This is a genomic window from Microvirga tunisiensis, from assembly GCF_009296175.1.
Taxonomy (GTDB): Bacteria; Pseudomonadota; Alphaproteobacteria; order Rhizobiales; family Beijerinckiaceae; genus Microvirga; species Microvirga tunisiensis.
This window is the reverse complement of the sequence record NZ_VOSK01000006.1, coordinates 55,865-74,854: the sequence shown is the minus strand read 5'-3', so window position 1 is coordinate 74,854 and position 18,990 is coordinate 55,865. Positions and strand designations below refer to the sequence as shown.

Sequence of the window (18,990 nt, the reverse complement as noted above, 5' to 3'; positions counted from 1 at the left end):
AGCGTAGCCGCGCCCCTGGCTCCTACCGGGCGGAAATCTGATGTGCTGCAATATAATGATAAGAGAGCGGCGGCAATAGGGCAGGGTGACGCCTTTCTGGGCAGAGCAGCCAGCACCCGTAGGCCCGGAGCCGATGGGCTCCGAGCCTTAGGGTGATCGAGGGTGGCGCGACAGGCAGCCCGGCTCGATGGGTATGATGGAATGGAAGAGCCGGAGTGCCTCTTCGCGCACGGCTTTTTTAGGCGGACAGGAGAGGCAGGCTCAGTCAACCGCCGCAGGCGTGGTCCGTCTGCTCGACGGGGGCCTGCGACCGATCCCGACTACCCGCCCACATCCTGGGCCTCCCGTCACACGCACCTGCGTTCAGCGCGTGCACGGGACCGTGCCTGCTCCCACACTGCGACGCCTCGCGAGCGCGCCCCTCTCAGAAGCAGATCTGTGCAATGATATAGCCGAGGTTGGATGAACTGTCAAGAACAAAGTGAGAACATAATCCGCAGACCTGGCTATAATCCTCCCCGTCATCACCGGCCTTGTGCCGGTGATCCCGATGATGAGAAGCGCCGCGCCTCACGCATCGGGATGGCCGGGACAAGCCCGGCCATGACGGCAGAGGGTGTCACGGGCCGTGATCCCGACCGTCTCGCTCGGCCTCATCCTGAGGAGCCGCGAAAAGCGGCGTCTCGAAGGAGGGTCCGGAGAGCCCTGAACTCCTCCTTCGAGACGCAGCCTCACGGCTGCTCCTCAGGATGAGGGCCATGGGTCTGGAAGCGGGATGGCCGGGGCTGATCCCCGGATCAAGTCCGGGACGGCCATGACGGGGAGAGGATGCACGGGAACCAGCCGGTGTCATCCCCGCGAGGACGCGCAGCGGAGGGGGCGGAACCCATCAGCAGCGCCGAGAGCGGGAGTGGAACCCGTTCCCATCTGCGGAGCGCCCGAGACGATGGGCAGCATCATCGTCACACATTGCCCTGCCATTCACGTTCGGCCATGGGGAAGCATTGAAGTCACATGGAGTTGGCCTAGATGGCTGAGATCCTCAGCCTTCCGAACCCCGGCATGTCGGCCAAAACAACCTTGATCGCCCTCGCACGTCCGGACTTTCAGCCGCCATCGCGGCCAGGGTTGACGCTCGTCGCCACGGCGTCGGTGCCGTCAAATCCGCCACTCTCTGCCGTCTCGGGCAGCCGGCTCGTGCGCGGAAGACCCAAAAATCTCCGGTAGGCGCATGATGCATGGTAAGCTTGGTCCCAGTCTGGATTTCCTGAGCGGGGGCGGCGAAATGGGTGCGCTCATGCGCGCCCACGACTGGTCCACGTCGCCCCTCGGGCCGCCGGAAAACTGGCCCCAGAGCCTCCGGACCGTGGTGAGCCTGATGCTCACCTCCAAGTTTCCCATGTTCATCGCCTGGGGACCTCACCTCGCCTTCCTGTACAACGACGGCTATCGGCCGATCTTCGGCGCAAAGCACCCGCATGCCCTCGGATTGCCATTCCGGGATGTGTGGTCGGAAATCTGGCCCGACATCGAACCCCTGGTGACGAAGGCTCTCGCAGGGGAGGCGACGTATCACGAGGACCTGCACCTCGTGATGGAGCGCAACGGCTACCCGGAAGATACGTGGTACACCTTCTCCTACTCGCCTGTACGGGACGAGACAGGCGGCATTGCCGGCATGTTCTGCGCCTGCACGGAGACCACGCAGGAGGTCAAGTCCCGCGCGGCGCTGAAAGCGGAGCAGGATCGGCTCCGCGAGCTCTTCAAGCAGGCTCCGGGCTTCATGGCGATGCTGAGCGGGCGCGATCATGTCTTCGAGCTGGCGAACGACGCCTACCTTCAGCTCGTGGGCCACCGTCGTGACATCATGGGCAAACCCGTGCGAGAGGTTCTGCCCGAGGTCGCAGGTCAGGGATTCTTCGAGCTGCTGGACAAGGTCTACACGACGGGTGAGCCATTCGTCGGACGCAACTTGCGGGTCGGGCTTCAACGAAAACCGGGAAGCCGTGTTGAGGACCGCTTCGTCGACCTCGTCTATCAGCCGATCACCGACAGCGAGGGCAAGGTCACCGGCATCTTCGCCGAAGGGTATGACGTCACGGAGCGGGTTCAGGCCGAAGAGAGCCTGCGCGAGAGCGAGGCACGGTTCCGCAATCTCGCCGACAACGCCCCTGTCATGGTCTGGGTGACCGAACCCGACGGGACCTGTACCTACCTGTCCCGCTCCTGGTGCGAATTCACCGGGCAGACTCCGGAGACCGGCTTAGGGTTCGGTTGGCTGGACGCGGTCCACCCGGATGATCGGGACTGGTCGGACGAGGTGTTCCGAAACGCCAATCTCAAGCGGGAAGCATTCCAGCTGGAGTACCGGCTGCGCCGCGCAGACGGAACCTACCGCTGGGCCATCGACGCTGCGGCGCCGCGCTTTGGCAGTGACGGCACCTTTCTCGGCTATGTGGGGTCGGTGCTCGACATCACCGAGCGCAAGCAGATCGAGGATCGCCTGAGCGCAAGCGTGGCGGAGTTCCGAACCGTCACCAATGTAACGCCTGCTCTCGTTTGGGTGTACTCAGGAACAGGCCGAAGCATCTTCCTGAACCAGCGTTGGCATGAGTTCACTGGCCAGACCGTCGAGGAAGCCGAGGGGCAAGGGTGGGCGCAAGCCATGCACCCCGAGGATGCCGAGCGTATCCTGCCCTACTGGCAGCATTGCCGTGAAACGGGCGAAACTTATGAGGGCGAGGTTCGCTACCGCCGCCGGGACGGGGAGTACCGCTGGCACGCCTTTCGCGCTCTGCCGCATGCCGACCAGAATGGTGTCATCGAGAAATGGTTCGGCGTCAGCGTGGATATTCATGAGCGCAAGGAATGGGACGATCACCGGGAGCTCCTCATCAACGAGCTGAACCACCGCGTGAAGAACACGCTGACCATCGTCCAGGCGATGGCTGCTCAAAGCCTGCGGCACGTGAGCGACGAGGACCGGCCCAAGGCCCAGGCCTTCGAGGACCGTCTGTTCGCCCTGGCGCGCGCCCATGACGTGCTCACGCGTGAGAACTGGGAAGGGGCGGAGCTTCGGGAGATCATCGACGAGGTTGTCGAACCCTATCTCCGGCAGAAGACAAAGCACTTCGAGATCGAGGGGCCGCGCCTCCGTCTCATCCCGAGGACGGCTCTGGCCATCGCGATGGCGGTCCACGAACTCGCGACGAACGCTGCAAAGTATGGCGCGCTCTCCGTCCCATCGGGATGCGTCGTCATCACCTGGGTTATCACGCCGGGTGACGTGCCGCGCCTGGTGCTACGGTGGCAGGAGCGGGGTGGGCCGCCCGTGACCGTTCCGACCCGCAGGGGCTTCGGCACGCGGCTGATCGAGCGGAGCCTGGCGCAGGACATCGGGGGAGAGGTTCGGCTGACCTACGCGCCCGCCGGCGCCGTGTGCGTGATGGACATCCCGTTGAGCGAAGCAGGCGGAACGGCGGAACACCCTTCACGGCATTAGGCGAAAAGCCCCAACCCGAACCCGATGCACTCGCGCAAGGGCCGAAGAGAATCTGCTTCTAGGAACTGTTGCACAACCCCATGCGTAACCCTGCGGATGCCATGCCTTCCGCAGGAGACAGATCCATGATCCGGACCGTGCTGACCGTTCTTGCCCTCGCCCCGATGGCGGCGGCTGCTTCTGCGGCGGGATGGGCCGATGACGAGGCCCAGGCCGATGCCTGCGAGAAGACGCTGGAACTGATGACGGCCAGCAAGATCGACGAGGCCATCGACACGATCTTCCTGGAAGCGCAGCCATGGGACGCCCAAGCGGCCAAGACGCGCCCGGACTATGAGAAAATGGCCGATTCGATGCGTGGATTCCTGCGGGCCGGCCTCGAATCGGTGCACAAGCAGAACGAGTCGACAAAAGTACGCTCCCACCAGATGGTGTCGCGTCCCACCCTGGGTGAGCGGGTCGTTCAACTCGAGCAATGGGAATTCGACAACGGGCGCAAGGTCTATGCCGGTTGCGTCCGCTGGCCCAATCCAGGCTCCGGCAGAGGATGGGTCACCGAGATGGAGTTCGGACCCGATCAGGCCGAGGTGATCAGGCGCCTGGGGGAGAAGGTCAATCGGGCGGGTGCCAAATAAGAGCCGTCGGGGCTGCGCCCCGATCTCGCACCTCACCGCGGCAGCGTGTCCTTGTGGATCTTGCCGTCCTTCATGATGACGAGGAAGTTCCTGTCCGGATCGGCAACGAGATCGAGGTTCTCCAGCGGATTGCCGTCGACCAGCAGCAGGTCCGCCAGCGCTCCCTCCTGCACGACGCCGAGCGTGCCGGGATAGGGATTGCGCAGACCGGACAGTTTCAGTAATTCGGCATTCGTCGACGTTGCCATGATCAGCGCCTCGGCTGGCGTATACCATCGCTTGAGGGTCGCGAGCATGGCGCTCTGCCGCTTCGCCAGGGCCTCGGAGAACAGAATGTCCGTGCCGAAGGCCGTCTTGATCCTGTATTTCTTCGCCAGGGCGTAGACCGACTCGGTGCCGGCGACCACCTGTCCCAGTTTCGCCTGTTCCGCCGGACCTAAACCGCTGGCGCCGCTCAGATCGAGGAAGGGCTGCGTGCTCAGCCAGATCCCCTTCTCGGCCATCAGCCGGGCCGTGGCGTCGTCCATCAGATGTCCGTGCTCGATGCACTTCACACCGGCCGCGACCGACCGCTGGATCGACACGGACGTATAGGCATGGGTGCAGACGTAGGTGCCCCAGTTCTCGGCCGCTTCGACCGCGGCGCGCAGTTCGGCCTCGGTGAAAGTGGACACGTCGAGCGGGCTGAACGGGGATGCCACGCCGCCGCCGGCCGTGAGCTTGATCTGCGATGCGCCCTGCATGAGCTGCTCGCGCGTCCGCAATCGCACCTCGTCGGGACTGTCGGCGATCATGCTTCCGCCGAGCTGCTCGACACGGGCGAGCATCCCGCCGATGGTCCTCGGCAGATCCGAGAGCTGGCGAAAGTCGCCATGGCCGCTGGTGATCGTGATGACGGCGCCGGACGGATAGATGCGCGGCCCCGGCAGCAATCCTTCGTCGATGGCGCGCTTGAGATCGAAGGATGGCCCACCCAGGTCACGGATAGTGGTGAACCCGCGCATCAGCGTGGCCGTGGCCTCGGCCCCGGCCAGGAGGTTGGAATAGCCGATGCCGCTGGAGAGAAGCGTCACGGGCGTCGGGCGCACCAGCATCGCGTGCCAATGCATGTCGATCAGGCCCGGCATCAGCACGCGCCCGCTCCCGGGGAGGACCCGGATGCCGGTCTCCGCCGCGAGGTCGATCGGGTCGGCCGATATGCGCTCGATGACGTTTCCCCTCACCAGAACATGAGAGGGACCCGACAGCGTTGCGCTCTTCCCGTTGAAGATTCGGACGTTTTCGAAGAGAACCGGCGCGTTGCGGTCTCGAGCGGGCGATTGCGGCTGCGCCACGGTCGCCGAGGAATGCCCGATCGTCAGAGCTCCCGCCAGGACGAGCAATCGGGACAAGGTGTGCTTCAGATTGCTGACCATTCGTCTGCCGGACATTGCGACCACCTGTTCCCGTGAGCTGCCCCCTTGCACACCGCCGAGGGCATTGAAGTCTTGGTTGAGAAGCCTCGTCTCTGTCCGTGCGTCTGACCATCAGGGAAAACCCTGAAATCGGCAGGGGCGATATGGGAGACGACACGGACCTGACCCCGCCCGGCGTAAAGTGTTCAGGCCGACATCGAATACGACATTCGCCGGGAAGCCCGCCTGGCGCTCTCTTCCTCCGTGTGCGACCTTCCTGATCCCGGTATCATTGACTCCGCGGAGCCGCGGCGTTGGCCGCCGCGACACGCCACACGGTATTGCCCGCATCGTCGGCAATGAGGAGGGCGCCGGTGCCGTCGATGGCGACTCCGACCGGCCGACCGCGGGCCTGGTCGCCCACCAGAAACCCGGTGACCACATCCTGCGCCTTGCCTGCCGGTTTACCATTCTCGAACGGCACATAGACCACCTTGTAGCCATTGAAGGCCTTGCGGTTCCAGCTGCCGTGCTCGCCGATGAAGGCGCCGTTCCTGTAAGGCTCCGGCAAGGACGAGTTCATCGAGAAGGTCAGGCCGAGCGCCGCGACATGGCTGGACAGGGCATAGTCGGGCTTGATCGCCTTCTGCACCATCTCGGGGCGCGGCGGATGCACGCGCTCGTCCACGTGATTGCCGTAATAGCTCCACGGCCAGCCATAGAACCCGCCCTCCTGCACCGACGTCAGGTAGTCCGGCACGAGATCGGGTCCGAGTTCGTCACGCTCGTTCACGACCGTCCAGAGCGCTCCTGTCTCGGGATGGAAGCTCAGGCCATTGGGGTTGCGCAAGCCCGAGGCGAAGAGCCGGGACGCGCCTGTCGCGCGGTCCACCTGCCAGATCGCCGCCCGGCCCTTCTCGGCCTCAAGCCCGCGCTCGCCGGCATTGGAGTTGGAGCCGACGGAGGCATAGAGAAACCGCCCGTCCGGGCTCAGCGCCAGATCCTTGGTCCAGTGGTGATTGATCGGTCCGCCCGGAAGCGGCGCCAGCTCCTTCGGCGGCGCGGTGATCTCCGTCTGTCCGAGCTGGTAGGGATAGGCCAGGATCGCATCGGCTGCGGCGACGTAGAGCGTGCCGTCGTGCCAGACGACGCCGAAAGGCGAGTTGAGATTCTTCAAAAGGTCTTTGCGCTCGTCGACCTTGCCGTCGCGGTTCGTGTCGCGCAGGAGCGTGATCAGGTTGCTCTCCTTCGACGGCCCGGTGTCACCTTTCGCCACCGCCATGATCCATTCGCGGATGAAGTCCTTGGGCCGCGCCTTCGGCTTGCCTTCGGGCGCGCGCGACTGCACGACGAGCACGTCGCCGTTCGGCAAGGGGCGCACCATGCGCGGACTCACGAGGTCCTTGGCGTAGACCGTCACCGTCAACCCGTCAGGAACCGTCGGCGACTGACCGTCCTTCCAGCCGACGACCTCGGCGACTTTCAGGTCGGGCATGATTTCCGCGCTGGGCTCCGGCAGAACCGGATCCGGGCCGATCTGGCTTGCGGTGTCGAAGTTTCCATTGCCGCCGTCGCAGCCCATGAGCGCGAGCGCGAGGAGGCAGGTTCCCGTGAGAGCGGCGGCGCGCTGCAGGCGGAAGCAATCAATCATGGTTGCGCACTCCCATGCCGTGGGCATGAACAAGCGAGACGCTGAGCCAGAGCGTGACGAGCATGACCAGCACCGTCAGCGCCGAGAGGGTCAGCCCCCAGGGCATGACCGCAGTCCAGCCGTCGGCCGTGTGAACAAGGTTGTTGAAGAAGGCCAGGATCAGCACGACGAGGGTTCCGATCGCGGCCGGCCAGGCGAACCTCACGGCGCGGGCCCCGAAGCGGACCAGGAAGGAGACCGCGCCGAACAGGGCCGCAGCGACGCCGACGGTGATTCCCGCCAGCAGGAGCCAGGCGGAGAACTCCAGCCATATCAGATTCGACGTCCGCCAATAGGCGATGTCGGTTGCGAGCGCGAGCGTGAAGCACGCGATGGGAAACGACGCTAGAAACCGGTGGATCGTGTGCCCGGCAATCGCTGCGTTCGATGGCGGGTAAGGGACATGGAGCGACGGCATCGGGCCTCTCTGAAGTCGATGACACTTCAAGTCGACGGCCGAGCTTCCGTTAAGTTCCCTGTTCACCTCTCGGGATGTCCTCACATCAAGGAGAGGCATCGTGCTTCGACGCAGGCCAAACGAAGCGCTCGTCAAAAATGAAAATGGCCAGGACGTGCCCGGCCATGATGCAGTTTCTTTCCTCGCGCTCCGGCGAGAACCAGAAGCCTTTATAGATGAGCTCGGCATTTTTCGGCATCAGCTCGCCGGGCCGAAGAGTGAACCTGGGCTTTTATGCGAGCCGTCGCACCGATCAAGAAAACAGGCCTCTGCCACAAAGTGACACGCATTTGGACTCGAGGCTCTAAGCTCATCTGCGGCGGAAGATAAACCAGCACGCTTTACGGAACGACGGGCTCACTCTTGTTGTCTCAAATGACAAAGAAGTTTTCGTATTTTAGGGAAAGACCCTGCTTCACCTGAGCAAAGTCGATTGCTGCTTTCGACCCTGATCCATCCGGATCGTAGGAGATTACGCCCGTCTTTTTATTGTAGACGATATAGTCGTCCTTATCCTTGGCCTTTTCGGCAACCGTGAAAAACTTCTTGTTCAACTTCTTCGGGCTCGCCTCTGAAGCCTTTTTCCGAGCAACTTCAAGGCTGTGTTGTTGAATATCTTGTCGTCAAGCCAAATCGAATCCGCTGCGACATCGAAGTCGGTGATCTTGTCAAAGTTCACCTTCCGATCCGTTTCAGCAGTACCGAGCTTCGCATTGAAGACGAAAAAATCTTTATCGCCGCCGCCTGTCAACGTGTCGTTTCCGAGTCCTCCATACAGAAAATCCCTCTCTGCGGTGCCCGTAAGCGTGTCCTTTCCCTTTGTGCCTGATATTTTGCTATTGGGGACGTTGATGACGGAAATCACGAATGTAGCGGGCAAGCCGTCCTGTTCGCCATCATTGGCGACCATGGTGACGGTGTATTTTGTCGCCCGCTCAAAGTCGATTGGTGCATTGCCGGAGACGACCAGTTTGTCATTCTCGATACGGAAACGCCCTCCAGCATCGTCGGTAAGTCTGTAGCTTATGCGATCTCCGTTGGCGTCCGTGGCTTTGATGGTGCCGACGACTGTACCGGCAGCGGAGTTCTCAACGACCGAACCTCCCGTGAGCGTTGGCTTGGTAGGTGTCCAATTGTTTTCGGCCGTTACATAGAATACGGCTTCCGCTTTCCTGTAGCCCTTGTCCCGCACTGTTACCGTAACAACGACGTTCTCTTCGTAGATAAAGTCGCCTGGTGCATAAGAGAGATTCTGGACGAATTCATTGATCATCTGCGCGGTGGCGGACTGATTAAATGCGATGCTTGCTCCGTTGCCGCCAAACTTGCGGTTTATCGTTCCGACGACAGAGTCTTTGTACAGAAGTATCTGATCAGAGAAATTGTCGAGAATCCTGAAATTCGCGCCGAGCTTGAAGTTGCTCATGACGAAAAACATGCCGTTGCCTGACAAATCGATGTCGAGATAGGCAATCGGGCCTTCGAGATCCGAGATCAGGGCGTCGCCCTCCGGATCGATACGCACGCTTTCACCTTCGCGAACGTGAAAATGCCCGCTCAGGCCGGTCAGAGTAGGCGCCGCATTTGTCCAGGTATTCGAGCCTTCGATAATCCTATCAAAGCCCCGATTGTGAAGGTCTGATCGGCTTGCAGGAGTTGAGACAAGTCCGTTGAGGACGATGGTTTCCCCCTGGCGCTCAAGTGCATTGAGCTTCAAGGCGAGAGCCAGACTGCTGACGATTACGGTTGCGTTGTCATCGGCTATGGAGAGACTGTTGATATTGCTGACTGACTTTCCACTCAGATCGATGTTGCTTCCGGTGAGGGACAACGAAGTGTAGGAATCTGTGCTGCTGAACGATGTGATGCGGGTCAGCTGTTCACCAGAAATGCGGATGGTCGCGTACTTGCCAGCTCCGCTCTCGATGGCGATTGCCGAGAAGCCAGACAAAGTCGCATATGCAAAATCGAACGTGCCTCCCCCGACGAGCACGAGTGTGTCCGTTCCCAAACCGGTATGGGCTTTTCCAGGAAAGTTCTCGGCAGTGACTTCAATGCGGGCCATCGTGCTTCCGTCTAGATGGACTGGATTGCATAAATTCCTAACATAACGGAATTTCGTTGTAAATTCAGAGCCGGTTATACCTGAGACTTGTATTCTGAGCGAACGATATGAGAGGTTCAGGCGAGGCGCTCACTGGCGACCCGCCCAAACCAGCTCAAGTTGCGGTCTTACAGTCCCAGCTTCTTCTTGCGCTGGGCCAGGGTGCGCAACCGCAGCGCGTTGAGCTTGATGAAGCCGGCGGCGTCGCGGTGGTCGTAGGCGACGGCGCCCTCCTCGAAGGTGACGAGGTCCTGGTCGTAGAGGGAGTAGGGGCTCGTGCGGCCGATGAGGTGGACACCGCCCTTGTAGAGCTTGAGCGTCACATCGCCGGTGACGAATTCCTGAGACTTGTCGATCAGCGCCTGGAGCATCTCGCGCTCCGGCGAGAACCAGAAGCCGTTATAGATGAGCTCGGCGTATTTCGGCATCAGCTCGTCCTTCAGATGCGCGGCGCCGCGGTCGAGGGTGATCGACTCGATGCCGCGATGGGCGAGGTGAAGGATCGTGCCGCCGGGGGTCTCGTACATGCCGCGGCTCTTCATGCCGACGAAGCGGTTCTCGACGAGGTCGAGGCGGCCGATGCCGTTGACCTTGCCGAGCTCGTTGAGCTTCGCCAGCAGGTCGGCCGGGCCCAGCTTCTTGCCGTCGATGGCGACCGGGTCGCCCTTCTCGAACGTGATGGTGATGACGGTCGGCGTGTCGGGCGCGGATTCAGGACCGTCGGTGCGCGAATAGACGTAATCCGGCACTTCGACGGAGGGATCCTCCAGCACCTTGCCCTCGGAGGAGGCGTGCAGGAGGTTGGCGTCGACGGAGAACGGGGCCTCGCCGCGCTTGTCCTTGGCGATCGGGATCTGGTTCTGCTCGGCGAAGGCGATGAGCTGCTCGCGGGAGCGCAGGTCCCATTCGCGCCAGGGGGCGATCACGGTCACGTCGGGCTTGAGGGCATAATAGGCGAGCTCGAAGCGCACCTGGTCGTTGCCCTTGCCGGTGGCGCCGTGGGCGACCGCATCGGCCCCGACCTTCTCGGCGATCTCGATCTGCTTCTTGGCGATCAGCGGACGGGCGATGGAGGTGCCGAGCAGGTAGAGGCCCTCGTATTGCGCGTTGGCACGGAACATCGGGAACACGTAGTCGCGCACGAACTCGTCGCGCAGGTCCTCGATGAAGATGTTCTCCGGCTTGATGCCCAGAAGCTCGGCCTTCTTGCGCGCCGGCTCCAGCTCCTCGCCCTGGCCGAGATCGGCGGTAAACGTCACCACCTCGCAGCCATAGGTGGTCTGCAGCCACTTGAGGATGATGGAGGTGTCGAGGCCGCCGGAATAGGCGAGCACGACCTTGTTCACGCGCTTCTCAGCCATAGCAAAGGGTTCCAGAGTGCAAGGGTCCAGTGAAAGGGTGCTCGCGACTTAGAACATCGAACCCGAAAGTGGAAGCCACTTTCGGTCGGATCGCATGGTATGCCCGCTCTGCATTCCTGACCGGAAAGCCAGGGACTGCCATAACTTAAAGGAACGCGATAGGTCAGATCATGGAGCGAAAAGCCGGCTTGGGAAGCGGGCCGGTTCCTTCCTCCAGGGCTCTGGCAGTGAAAGGCGCTCATGATCCGTCAGCCGAACGTCGAATTCTGGTACGAATTCGCCTCCACCTATTCCTACCTCGCCGCCATGCGCGTCGAAAAGGCCGCCGCGGAGGCCGGCGTGGTGCTTCTCTGGCGGCCGTTCCTGCTCGGGCCCGTCTTCAAGGCCCAAGGCCTGGAGACATCGCCCTTTGCGCGCTATCCGGCCAAGGGGCGCTACATGTGGCGGGACATGGAGCGGGAGGCCGCCCGGCTCGGTCTGCCCTTCTACCGTCCCAAGACCTTTCCCCAGAATGGGCTCACGGCAGCGCGCGTCGCGCTCCTCGGCATCGAGCCCGGCTGGACCCCCGCCTTCACGAAGGCCGTCTACACGGCCGAGTTCGGCGAGTGCCGCGACATCGCCGATCCGGCGGTGCTGACCGACATCCTGACGGCGTTGGGGCTCGCGGCCGAGGCCATCCTGGCCGAGGCGCAGACGGATGCCAACAAGACGCGCCTGCGCCGGATGGGCGACGAGGTCCAGTCCCGCGGCATCTTCGGCGCGCCGACCTTCTTCACCGAGGACGGCGAGATGTTCTGGGGCAACGACCGCCTCGAACAGGCCCTCGACTGGGCCGTCGCCCAGGCCAGGCGCTCGGACTGGCCGGTTTGACCCGAGGTCGAGCTGGCTCTATGTCGGGGTCAACCAAATAAGGCCGCAGTGACACGCCAAACGCTGCCGCCCCTTCCGACAATCCTTCCATCCTCTCCATAAAGCCATGCGCTCCTCGTTTGGAGCGTGTGCCCACGTTGGAAAACGAGTCGCATGATGTTGATGAAAAACAGTGTCGCCGACCAGAAAGGCCGTCTCAAGTCGATCCTCGGCGGATCGGCCGGCAACATGGTCGAGTGGTACGATTGGTACGTCTATTCAGCCTTCACCCTCTATTTCGCGCCCATCTTCTTTCCCAAGGGCGATCAGACCGCCCAGCTCCTGAACGCGGCGGCCGTCTTCGCCGTGGGCTTCCTCATGCGCCCGATCGGCGCCTGGATCATGGGCATCTACGCCGACCGGAAGGGCCGCAAGGCGGGCCTCACCCTCTCGGTGACGCTGATGTGCACGGGCTCGCTGATGATCGCCGTCACCCCGGGCTATGACAGCATCGGCGTGCTCGCTCCGGTCATCCTGATTGTGGCGCGCCTGCTCCAGGGCATCAGCGTCGGCGGCGAGTACGGCGCCAGCGCGACCTACCTGAGCGAAATGGCAGGCAAAAGCCGGCGCGGCTTCTTCTCAAGCTTCCAGTACGTGACGCTGATCTCGGGTCAGCTGATCGCGCTCGCCGTGCTGCTGATCCTGCAGCAGGCCATGTCCGAGCAGAATCTCGAGGCCTGGGGCTGGCGCATCCCGTTCGCCATCGGCGGCGTGCTCGCGGTGATCGTGTTCTATCTCCGCCGCGGCCTCGCCGAGACGGAATCCTACAAGAACGCGCAGGGCGCGGCGGCGCCGCGCTCCAGCGGCCTCGCGCTCTTCACCAAATATCCCCGCCAGGCCTTCACGGTCATCGCGCTCACCGCCGGCGGCACGCTCGCCTTCTATGTCTATACCACCTACCTGCAGAAGTTCCTGGTGAACACCTCGGGCTTCTCCCGCGAGGCGGCGAGCCAGATCACGGCGGCGGCGCTCTTCGTCTTCATGCTGCTGCAGCCCGTGGCCGGCGCCTTGTCGGACAAGATCGGCCGCAAGCCCCTGATGGTGGGCTTCGGCATTCTCGGCGTGCTGTTCACCTACCTGATCTTCTCGACGCTCGCCGGCACGAAGGATCCGTATGTGGCCTTCGCCCTCTGCCTCGCGGCGCTCGTGATCGTCACCGGCTATACCTCGATCAACGCGGTGGTGAAGGCCGAGATGTTCCCGGCGCATATCCGGGCGCTGGGCGTCGCCTTGCCCTATGCCATCGCCAACACGGTCTTCGGCGGCACGGCCGAATACGTGGCGCTCTGGTTCAAGCAGGCCGGCATCGAATACGGCTTCTTCTGGTACGTGACCGCCATGATCGGCCTGTCCCTCATCGTCTATCTCGGGATGAAGGACACCCGCGAGCACAGCCTCATTCACGAGGACTGAGGACGAGCCCTCTGACATCGATCCATCCTTTTCACCCCCCGCTTTTCCGGAAAAGCGGGGGGTGAATCGTTTATGGCTGCGAGCCCCTGCAATCGGCATGCGCGGTGACGGGCCCAATAACTCTTTCGAGTCGGCCCTTGACCGCATTCCTCAAAAGAACGGTTCAAGCTTCGCTGAAATATGGGATTCTGATCCATTCAGCGAGACTCGCGGTCCGCCGACCAGCGGGTGAAAAAGACGCCGAAACAGGGAGGTGTCCATGACTTCGCAGCGACGTTCGCCGGTCGAGTATCCTGATATCCTGTCCAGACGCAGTCTCATCAAGGCCATGGGTGCCGGAGCCGTCGTGGCCGGATCCGGCGCCGCATGGGCCCAGACTCCCGCCCAGCCTCCCAGCACGGTGACGAATCCTCCCCGTGACTTCGGCCCCGGCGGCGCCCCCACAACCTATTTCACCGATCCGGACGTTCTCACGGTCGATCCGCTCTTCAACCAATATGCCCAGCCGAACAGCGCCATCACCCGTCTCTGGACGGGAGCGCTCTGGTCCGAGGGGCAGGCCTGGAACGCCCAGGGGCGCTATCTCGTCTGGAGCGACATTCCGAACAACCGGCAGATGCGCTGGCTCGAGGACGACGGCCGCGTGAGCGTGTTCCGCATGCCGTCGAACAACAGCAACGGCAACAGCTTCGATTTCCAGGGCCGCCAGCTCTCCTGCGAACATCTGACCCGTCGGGTCGTGCGATACGAGCTCGACGGATCGGTCACGGTGCTGGCTGATTCGTTCGAGGGAAAGCGCCTCAACTCGCCCAACGACGTGGTGGCCCATCCCGATGGCAGCTACTGGTTTACAGACCCGCCCTATGGCGGCCAGCTTTACGAAGGCGCACCCGACATTCAGGGCGGGCCGAGCAATGCGGGCGGACGGCTCAATCCCAAGCTTGGCCAAGCTGCCGGCATCGGCAGCGCGCGACGGGAGCTGCCGACGAACTGCTACCGTGTCGATCCGAGCGGCCGCGTCGACCTCGTGGTGACGGAGGACCAGGTTCCCGATCCCAACGGATTGTGCTTCTCGCCGGACTACAAGAAGCTCTATGTCGCGAGCACGGGCAAGGGTCCGGGCGACACGGGCGCCGGCGGCAAGAGCGACATTCACGTCTTCGACGTCGGCACCGACAACAAGCTTTCGAACCGGCGGCTGTTCTCCGACTGCACGATCGACGGGGTGAAATGCGGCCCCGACGGCCTGCGCTGCGACGTGGACGGCAACCTGTGGGCTTCGAGCAATGCCGGGCGGGCAGTCGGTTATAATGGGGTGACCGTCTGGACACCGGAGGGCAAGCTCATGGGACGCATTCGCCTGCCCGAGGTTTGCGGCAATATCTGCTTCGGCGGCCCCAAGCGTAACCGTCTGTTCATGGCGGCCAGCCAGTCGCTCTACGCGGTCTATGTCAACACTCAGGGTGCAGGTCCGGGGTGAGGTGATGCGGGCCCCGGCCGAATGGCTTGAAAGCCTTGTGATCCGGGGCCACATGGGATAAAAGAACCCCCATCCGACAAGACATTGACGGTTTTCGATTGTAAGGGTGCGTGTTCCGCGCCCTCGCGGTGTTCCGAAAAGTCTTGTCGGTACAAGCGTTTCCATCCGTCGATGATACGCCGGCCCGCTCAATGAGCGGCATGCCTCGGACATGGCCCTAAAAGGGGCGTCCTCAGGCAGCGGCGGCTGGAAACGGCCCGTTAACACGAGCCGCCGGCGTTGCCCCTTTAAACGAGGGCCATTCAGGAGAACCTATGTCTGCAGCTTTGCAACAGCCGAGCCGTGAAGATTTCGCGGCCCTGCTCGAAGAATCCTTCCGCACGAACGAGATCAGCGAAGGCTCGGTCGTGAAGGGCAAGGTGGTCGCGATCGAAAAGGACGTCGCGGTCATCGATATCGGCGCCAAGACCGAAGGTCGCGTCGCCCTCAAAGAATTTGCCGGCCCGAACCGCGACCAGACGGTCGTCGTCGGTGACGAGGTCGAGGTCTATGTCGAGCGCATCGAGAATGCGCTGGGCGAGGCCGTCATCTCCCGTGACAAGGCCCGCCGCGAAGAGTCGTGGGTGAAGCTCGAGAAGGCCTTCGAGGCCGGCGAGCGCGTCAACGGCACGATCTTCAACCAGGTGAAGGGCGGCTACACGGTCGACCTCGACGGCGCCGTGGCGTTCCTGCCCCGCTCGCAGGTCGACATCCGCCCGGTCCGCGACGTCACCCCGCTCATGGGCGTGGCTCAGCCGTTCCAGATCCTCAAGATGGATCGCCGCCGCGGCAACATCGTCGTGTCGCGCCGCACGGTTCTCGAAGAGAGCCGCGCCGAGCAGCGTTCCGAGCTCGTGGCGAACCTCGAAGAGGGGCAGGTCATCGACGGCGTGGTCAAGAACATCACCGAGTACGGTGCGTTCGTTGATCTCGGCGGCATCGACGGCCTGCTGCACGTCACCGACATGGCATGGCGCCGCGTGAACCATCCGTCCGAGGTCGTAACCATCGGCCAGACGGTGAAGGTGAAGATCATCAAGATCAACCACGAGACGCACCGCATCTCGCTGGGCATCAAGCAGCTGCTGGCTGATCCGTGGGAAGGCATCGCCGCCCGCTACCCGGTCCAGGCGAAGCTGAAGGGCCGCGTCACGAACATCACCGATTACGGTGCGTTCGTCGAGCTCGAGCCCGGCATCGAAGGCCTGATCCACGTCTCCGAGATGTCCTGGACGAAGAAGAACGTCCACCCGGGCAAGATCATCTCCACCTCGCAGGAGGTTGAGGTCGTGATCCTCGAGGTCGATCAGGTGAAGCGCCGCATCTCGCTGGGTCTGAAGCAGACGCTCCAGAACCCGTGGGATGCTTTCGCCGAGAAGCATCCTGTCGGCTCCGAAGTCGAAGGCGAGGTCAAGAACAAGACCGAGTTCGGTCTGTTCATCGGTCTCGAGAACGACGTCGACGGCATGGTCCACCTCTCGGACCTCGACTGGAACCGTCCGGGCGAGCAGGTCATCGACGACTTCAAGAAGGGCGACATCGTCCGTGCTCAGGTTCTCGACGTGGACGTCGAGAAGGAGCGCATCTCGCTGGGCATCAAGCAGCTTGCGGGCGATCCCTTCGCCGAAGCCGGCGAGATCAAGAAGGGCCAGATCGTCACCTGCGAGGTTCTCGAGGTGAAGGACGGCGGCCTGGAAGTGAAGATCGTCGACACCGACCTCTCCACCTTCATCAAGCGCAACGAGCTCGCTCGTGACCGCGCCGACCAGCGCCCCGAGCGCTTCGCCCCCGGCGAGAAGCTCGATGCCCGCGTCACGCAGTTCGACCGCAAGGCCCGTCGCGTCACCGTCTCCATCAAGGCCCTCGAGGTCGCTGAGGAGAAGGAAGCCATGGCTCAGTACGGCTCGGCCGATTCGGGTGCATCGCTCGGCGACATCCTCGGCGCCGCTCTGAAGGCCAAGGACAAGAAATAATCGGGCTCGAAAAGAAACCTGATTGGATCCCCGGGCTTTAAGCCCGGGGATTTTTTATTTCGTGAACCCGCGCGAGCCATCGCGCGGGTTTTTTGTTGGCCGGCGCGCTTGCCGCCCTAAGTGCCCTCGCAGCGCATCGCGCGGAAAAGCGCGCCCGGTTTTCCGCTCAAGACGATGCGCTACTTAGGGAATTGAGCGTCGGATGGATTCCAAAAGTGGTTTCCACTTTCGGGTCCGATGCTCTAGGGTGCAGCCCTTCTCATCCGATCTGGAACCAGCAAGAGACCAATCGATGTCCATCGATGCCGAAGCCATCGCCGACCGCCGCCGTCTGCGCCGCAAGCTCTCCTTCTGGCGCGTTGCGGGATTCTCCGGCCTCATCGCGGCCGTTGCCGCCCTTGGCTACGCCGCCGCCGACCGGGCGGGATATGGCGCGATCCAGAACCAGATCGCGCGCATTTCCGTCGACGGCGTGATCACCGGCAACCAGCGCCTCGCCGACCTGATGCAGCGCGTGGGCGATTCGAATGCGGTCTCCGGCGTCGTGATTTCCATCAACAGCCCCGGCGGCACGACGACGGGCTCCGAGGAGCTCTACCGCAACATCCGCCGGCTCGCCGAGAAGAAGCCCGTCGTCACCTTCGTCGACGGAACGGCGGCTTCGGGCGGCTATATCACGGCCATCGCGACCGACTACATCGTCGCGCGCGAGACCTCGCTCGTGGGCTCCATCGGGGTGCTGTTCCAATATCCCGACCTGTCGGGACTCATGGGCCAGGTCGGCGTGAAGCTGGAGGAGGTGAAATCCTCGCCCCTCAAGGCGGAGCCGAGCCCCTTCAAGCCCACATCGCCGGAAGCCCGTGCCGCCATGCAGGCGGTGGTCAACGACACCTACGACTGGTTCAAGGCCCTGGTGCGCGACCGCCGCCGCCTCAGCGAGGGCGAGCTGGCCACCGCCTCCACCGGTCAGGTCTTCAGCGGCCGTCAGGGCGTGCCCATGAAGCTCGTCGACAAGATCGGCGGCGAGCGGGATGCGGTCGCCTGGCTCGAGCAGACGAAGGGCGTGGCCAAGGACCTGCCGATTCGCGATTGGAAACCGAGCAGCGACCGGGATCTTTCGATCTTCGCCATGAGCGCGACCGTGGCCGATCTCTTCGGTTTCGAGCGCGTGGCCGAGGCGCTGCGCAGGACATCGGCTCATGGGCAGGTTGCGCAACTTGACGGCCTCCTGGCTGTCTGGCAACCTTTGGAAAAATAAAGCAACGTCAAAGATATAGCCACTCCATGATCAAATCCGAACTGGTGCTCAAGATCGCTGAGCAGAACCCGCATCTCTACCAGCGCGACGTGGAGAAGATCGTGAACGCGATCCTCGACACCATCGCCGACGCCCTCGCCAGGGGCGACCGGGTCGAACTGCGCGGCTTCGGCGCGTTTTCGGTAAAGAAGCGGGATGCCCGCACGGGTCGCAACCCGCGCACGGGTGCATCCGTTTCCATCTCCGAAAAGGTCGTTCCCGTCTTCAAGACGGGCAAGGAAATGCGTCAGCGGCTCAATGCTCCAGCTCCGAAGGTGCTCAAGGCCGCGGCCGCCCAATGATCCCTGACGGGATCCTTGAAGTCATTCTTGAGAGGTGTTCGTGATTCGCTTTCTAAAGGCGCTCATTCTCCTGCCGATTGCCATCCTGGTCGTTCTGCTCGCCGTCGCGAACCGCGCTCCGGTGACCCTGTCGCTGGATCCGTTCTCGCAGGACGCGCCGGAATTCGCCGCTCAGCTGCCCCTCTTCGCCGTGATCTTCGCCGCCGTCATGCTCGGGGTGGTGATCGGCGGCGTGGCGAGCTGGCTCGCGCAAGGCAAAAACCGCAAGTCCCGTCGTCAGCTGAGGCGCGAGACGCGGCAGCTGCGCTATGAGACCGAGCGCCTCAAATCGCAGGGCGCCCCGGCCACCACCGTGCCGGCCACCGTTCCTTCCGCTCAAAGCTCCAGGTTCTAACGCATCGTGCGGAAACGTGGCTCCGGTTTTCCGCAACCAA

Annotated in this window: 14 protein-coding genes and 1 pseudogene; 9 read left to right on the top strand and 6 right to left on the bottom strand. The window is 62.9% G+C overall.

Annotated features, from left to right (window positions below; translation table 11 throughout):
- Window positions 1-1,231: 1,231 nt before the first annotated feature.
- Complete coding sequence (locus FS320_RS04015; protein ID WP_152709506.1) at window positions 1,232-3,502, top strand: PAS domain S-box protein; 2,271 nt, start codon at window positions 1,232-1,234, stop codon at window positions 3,500-3,502.
- A 125-nt stretch (window positions 3,503-3,627) separates the two neighbouring features.
- The gene (locus tag FS320_RS04010) at window positions 3,628-4,137 is read left to right on the top strand and encodes a hypothetical protein (RefSeq protein ID WP_152709504.1); all 510 of its coding nucleotides are present in this window, start codon (window positions 3,628-3,630) and stop codon (window positions 4,135-4,137) included.
- A gap of 32 nt (window positions 4,138-4,169) precedes the next feature.
- Here the strand turns inward: FS320_RS04010 and FS320_RS04005 are convergent, their stop codons facing one another.
- The 6 genes and pseudogenes from FS320_RS04005 to FS320_RS03980 form a co-directional block, all read right to left on the bottom strand.
- Entirely contained in the window at window positions 4,170-5,567 is a 1,398-nt protein-coding gene (locus FS320_RS04005; RefSeq protein WP_244626961.1) for a metal-dependent hydrolase family protein, read from the bottom strand.
- Between the two features lie 277 nt (window positions 5,568-5,844).
- A pseudogene (locus FS320_RS04000) lies at window positions 5,845-7,182 on the bottom strand (PQQ-dependent sugar dehydrogenase); the annotation flags it as partial.
- Window positions 7,175-7,639, bottom strand: coding sequence for a DUF2231 domain-containing protein (locus FS320_RS03995; protein ID WP_152709500.1), 465 nt, complete (start codon window positions 7,637-7,639; stop codon window positions 7,175-7,177). The gene FS320_RS03995 and the pseudogene FS320_RS04000, both read right to left, overlap by 8 nt.
- Before the next feature lie 410 nt (window positions 7,640-8,049).
- A complete protein-coding gene (locus FS320_RS03990; RefSeq protein ID WP_152709498.1) occupies window positions 8,050-8,232 on the bottom strand; it encodes a hypothetical protein in 183 nt (60 codons plus the stop codon).
- Complete coding sequence (locus FS320_RS03985; protein WP_152709496.1) at window positions 8,229-9,743, bottom strand: cadherin domain-containing protein; 1,515 nt, start codon at window positions 9,741-9,743, stop codon at window positions 8,229-8,231. Before FS320_RS03985 ends, FS320_RS03990 begins: the two co-directional genes overlap by 4 nt.
- A 167-nt stretch (window positions 9,744-9,910) precedes the next feature.
- Window positions 9,911-11,143 carry an argininosuccinate synthase gene (locus FS320_RS03980; protein WP_152709494.1) on the bottom strand — a complete coding sequence of 411 codons (1,233 nt, stop codon included), beginning with the start codon at window positions 11,141-11,143 and terminating at the stop codon, window positions 9,911-9,913.
- A gap of 240 nt (window positions 11,144-11,383) precedes the next feature.
- On the opposite strand from FS320_RS03980, the gene FS320_RS03975 reads away from it, so the two are divergent.
- The 7 genes from FS320_RS03975 to FS320_RS03945 all read left to right on the top strand — a co-directional run bounded on the left by FS320_RS03975 (window position 11,384) and on the right by FS320_RS03945 (window position 18,950).
- Window positions 11,384-12,013, top strand: coding sequence for a 2-hydroxychromene-2-carboxylate isomerase (locus tag FS320_RS03975; protein ID WP_152709492.1), 630 nt, complete (start codon window positions 11,384-11,386; stop codon window positions 12,011-12,013).
- Between the two features lie 156 nt (window positions 12,014-12,169).
- Complete coding sequence (locus tag FS320_RS03970) at window positions 12,170-13,465, top strand: MFS transporter (protein ID WP_162002796.1); 1,296 nt, start codon at window positions 12,170-12,172, stop codon at window positions 13,463-13,465.
- Window positions 13,466-13,724: 259 nt separating this feature from the next.
- Entirely contained in the window at window positions 13,725-14,945 is a 1,221-nt protein-coding gene (locus FS320_RS03965) for an SMP-30/gluconolactonase/LRE family protein (RefSeq protein ID WP_152709488.1), read from the top strand.
- Between the two features lie 314 nt (window positions 14,946-15,259).
- Window positions 15,260-16,957: a 30S ribosomal protein S1 gene (gene rpsA, locus FS320_RS03960; protein ID WP_152709486.1), complete on the top strand. Its 1,698-nt coding sequence runs from the start codon at window positions 15,260-15,262 to the stop codon at window positions 16,955-16,957.
- A 292-nt stretch (window positions 16,958-17,249) separates the two neighbouring features.
- Window positions 17,250-18,215, top strand: a complete 966-nt coding sequence (sppA, locus tag FS320_RS03955; protein ID WP_152709484.1) for a signal peptide peptidase SppA — start codon at window positions 17,250-17,252, stop codon at window positions 18,213-18,215.
- A 26-nt stretch (window positions 18,216-18,241) separates the two neighbouring features.
- Complete coding sequence (gene ihfB / locus FS320_RS03950) at window positions 18,242-18,556, top strand: integration host factor subunit beta (protein ID WP_152709482.1); 315 nt, start codon at window positions 18,242-18,244, stop codon at window positions 18,554-18,556.
- Between the two features lie 40 nt (window positions 18,557-18,596).
- On the top strand, window positions 18,597-18,950 hold the full coding sequence (locus FS320_RS03945) for a lipopolysaccharide assembly protein LapA domain-containing protein (RefSeq protein WP_162002792.1): 354 nt from the start codon (window positions 18,597-18,599) through the stop codon (window positions 18,948-18,950).
- The last annotated feature ends 40 nt before the right edge of the window (window positions 18,951-18,990 follow it).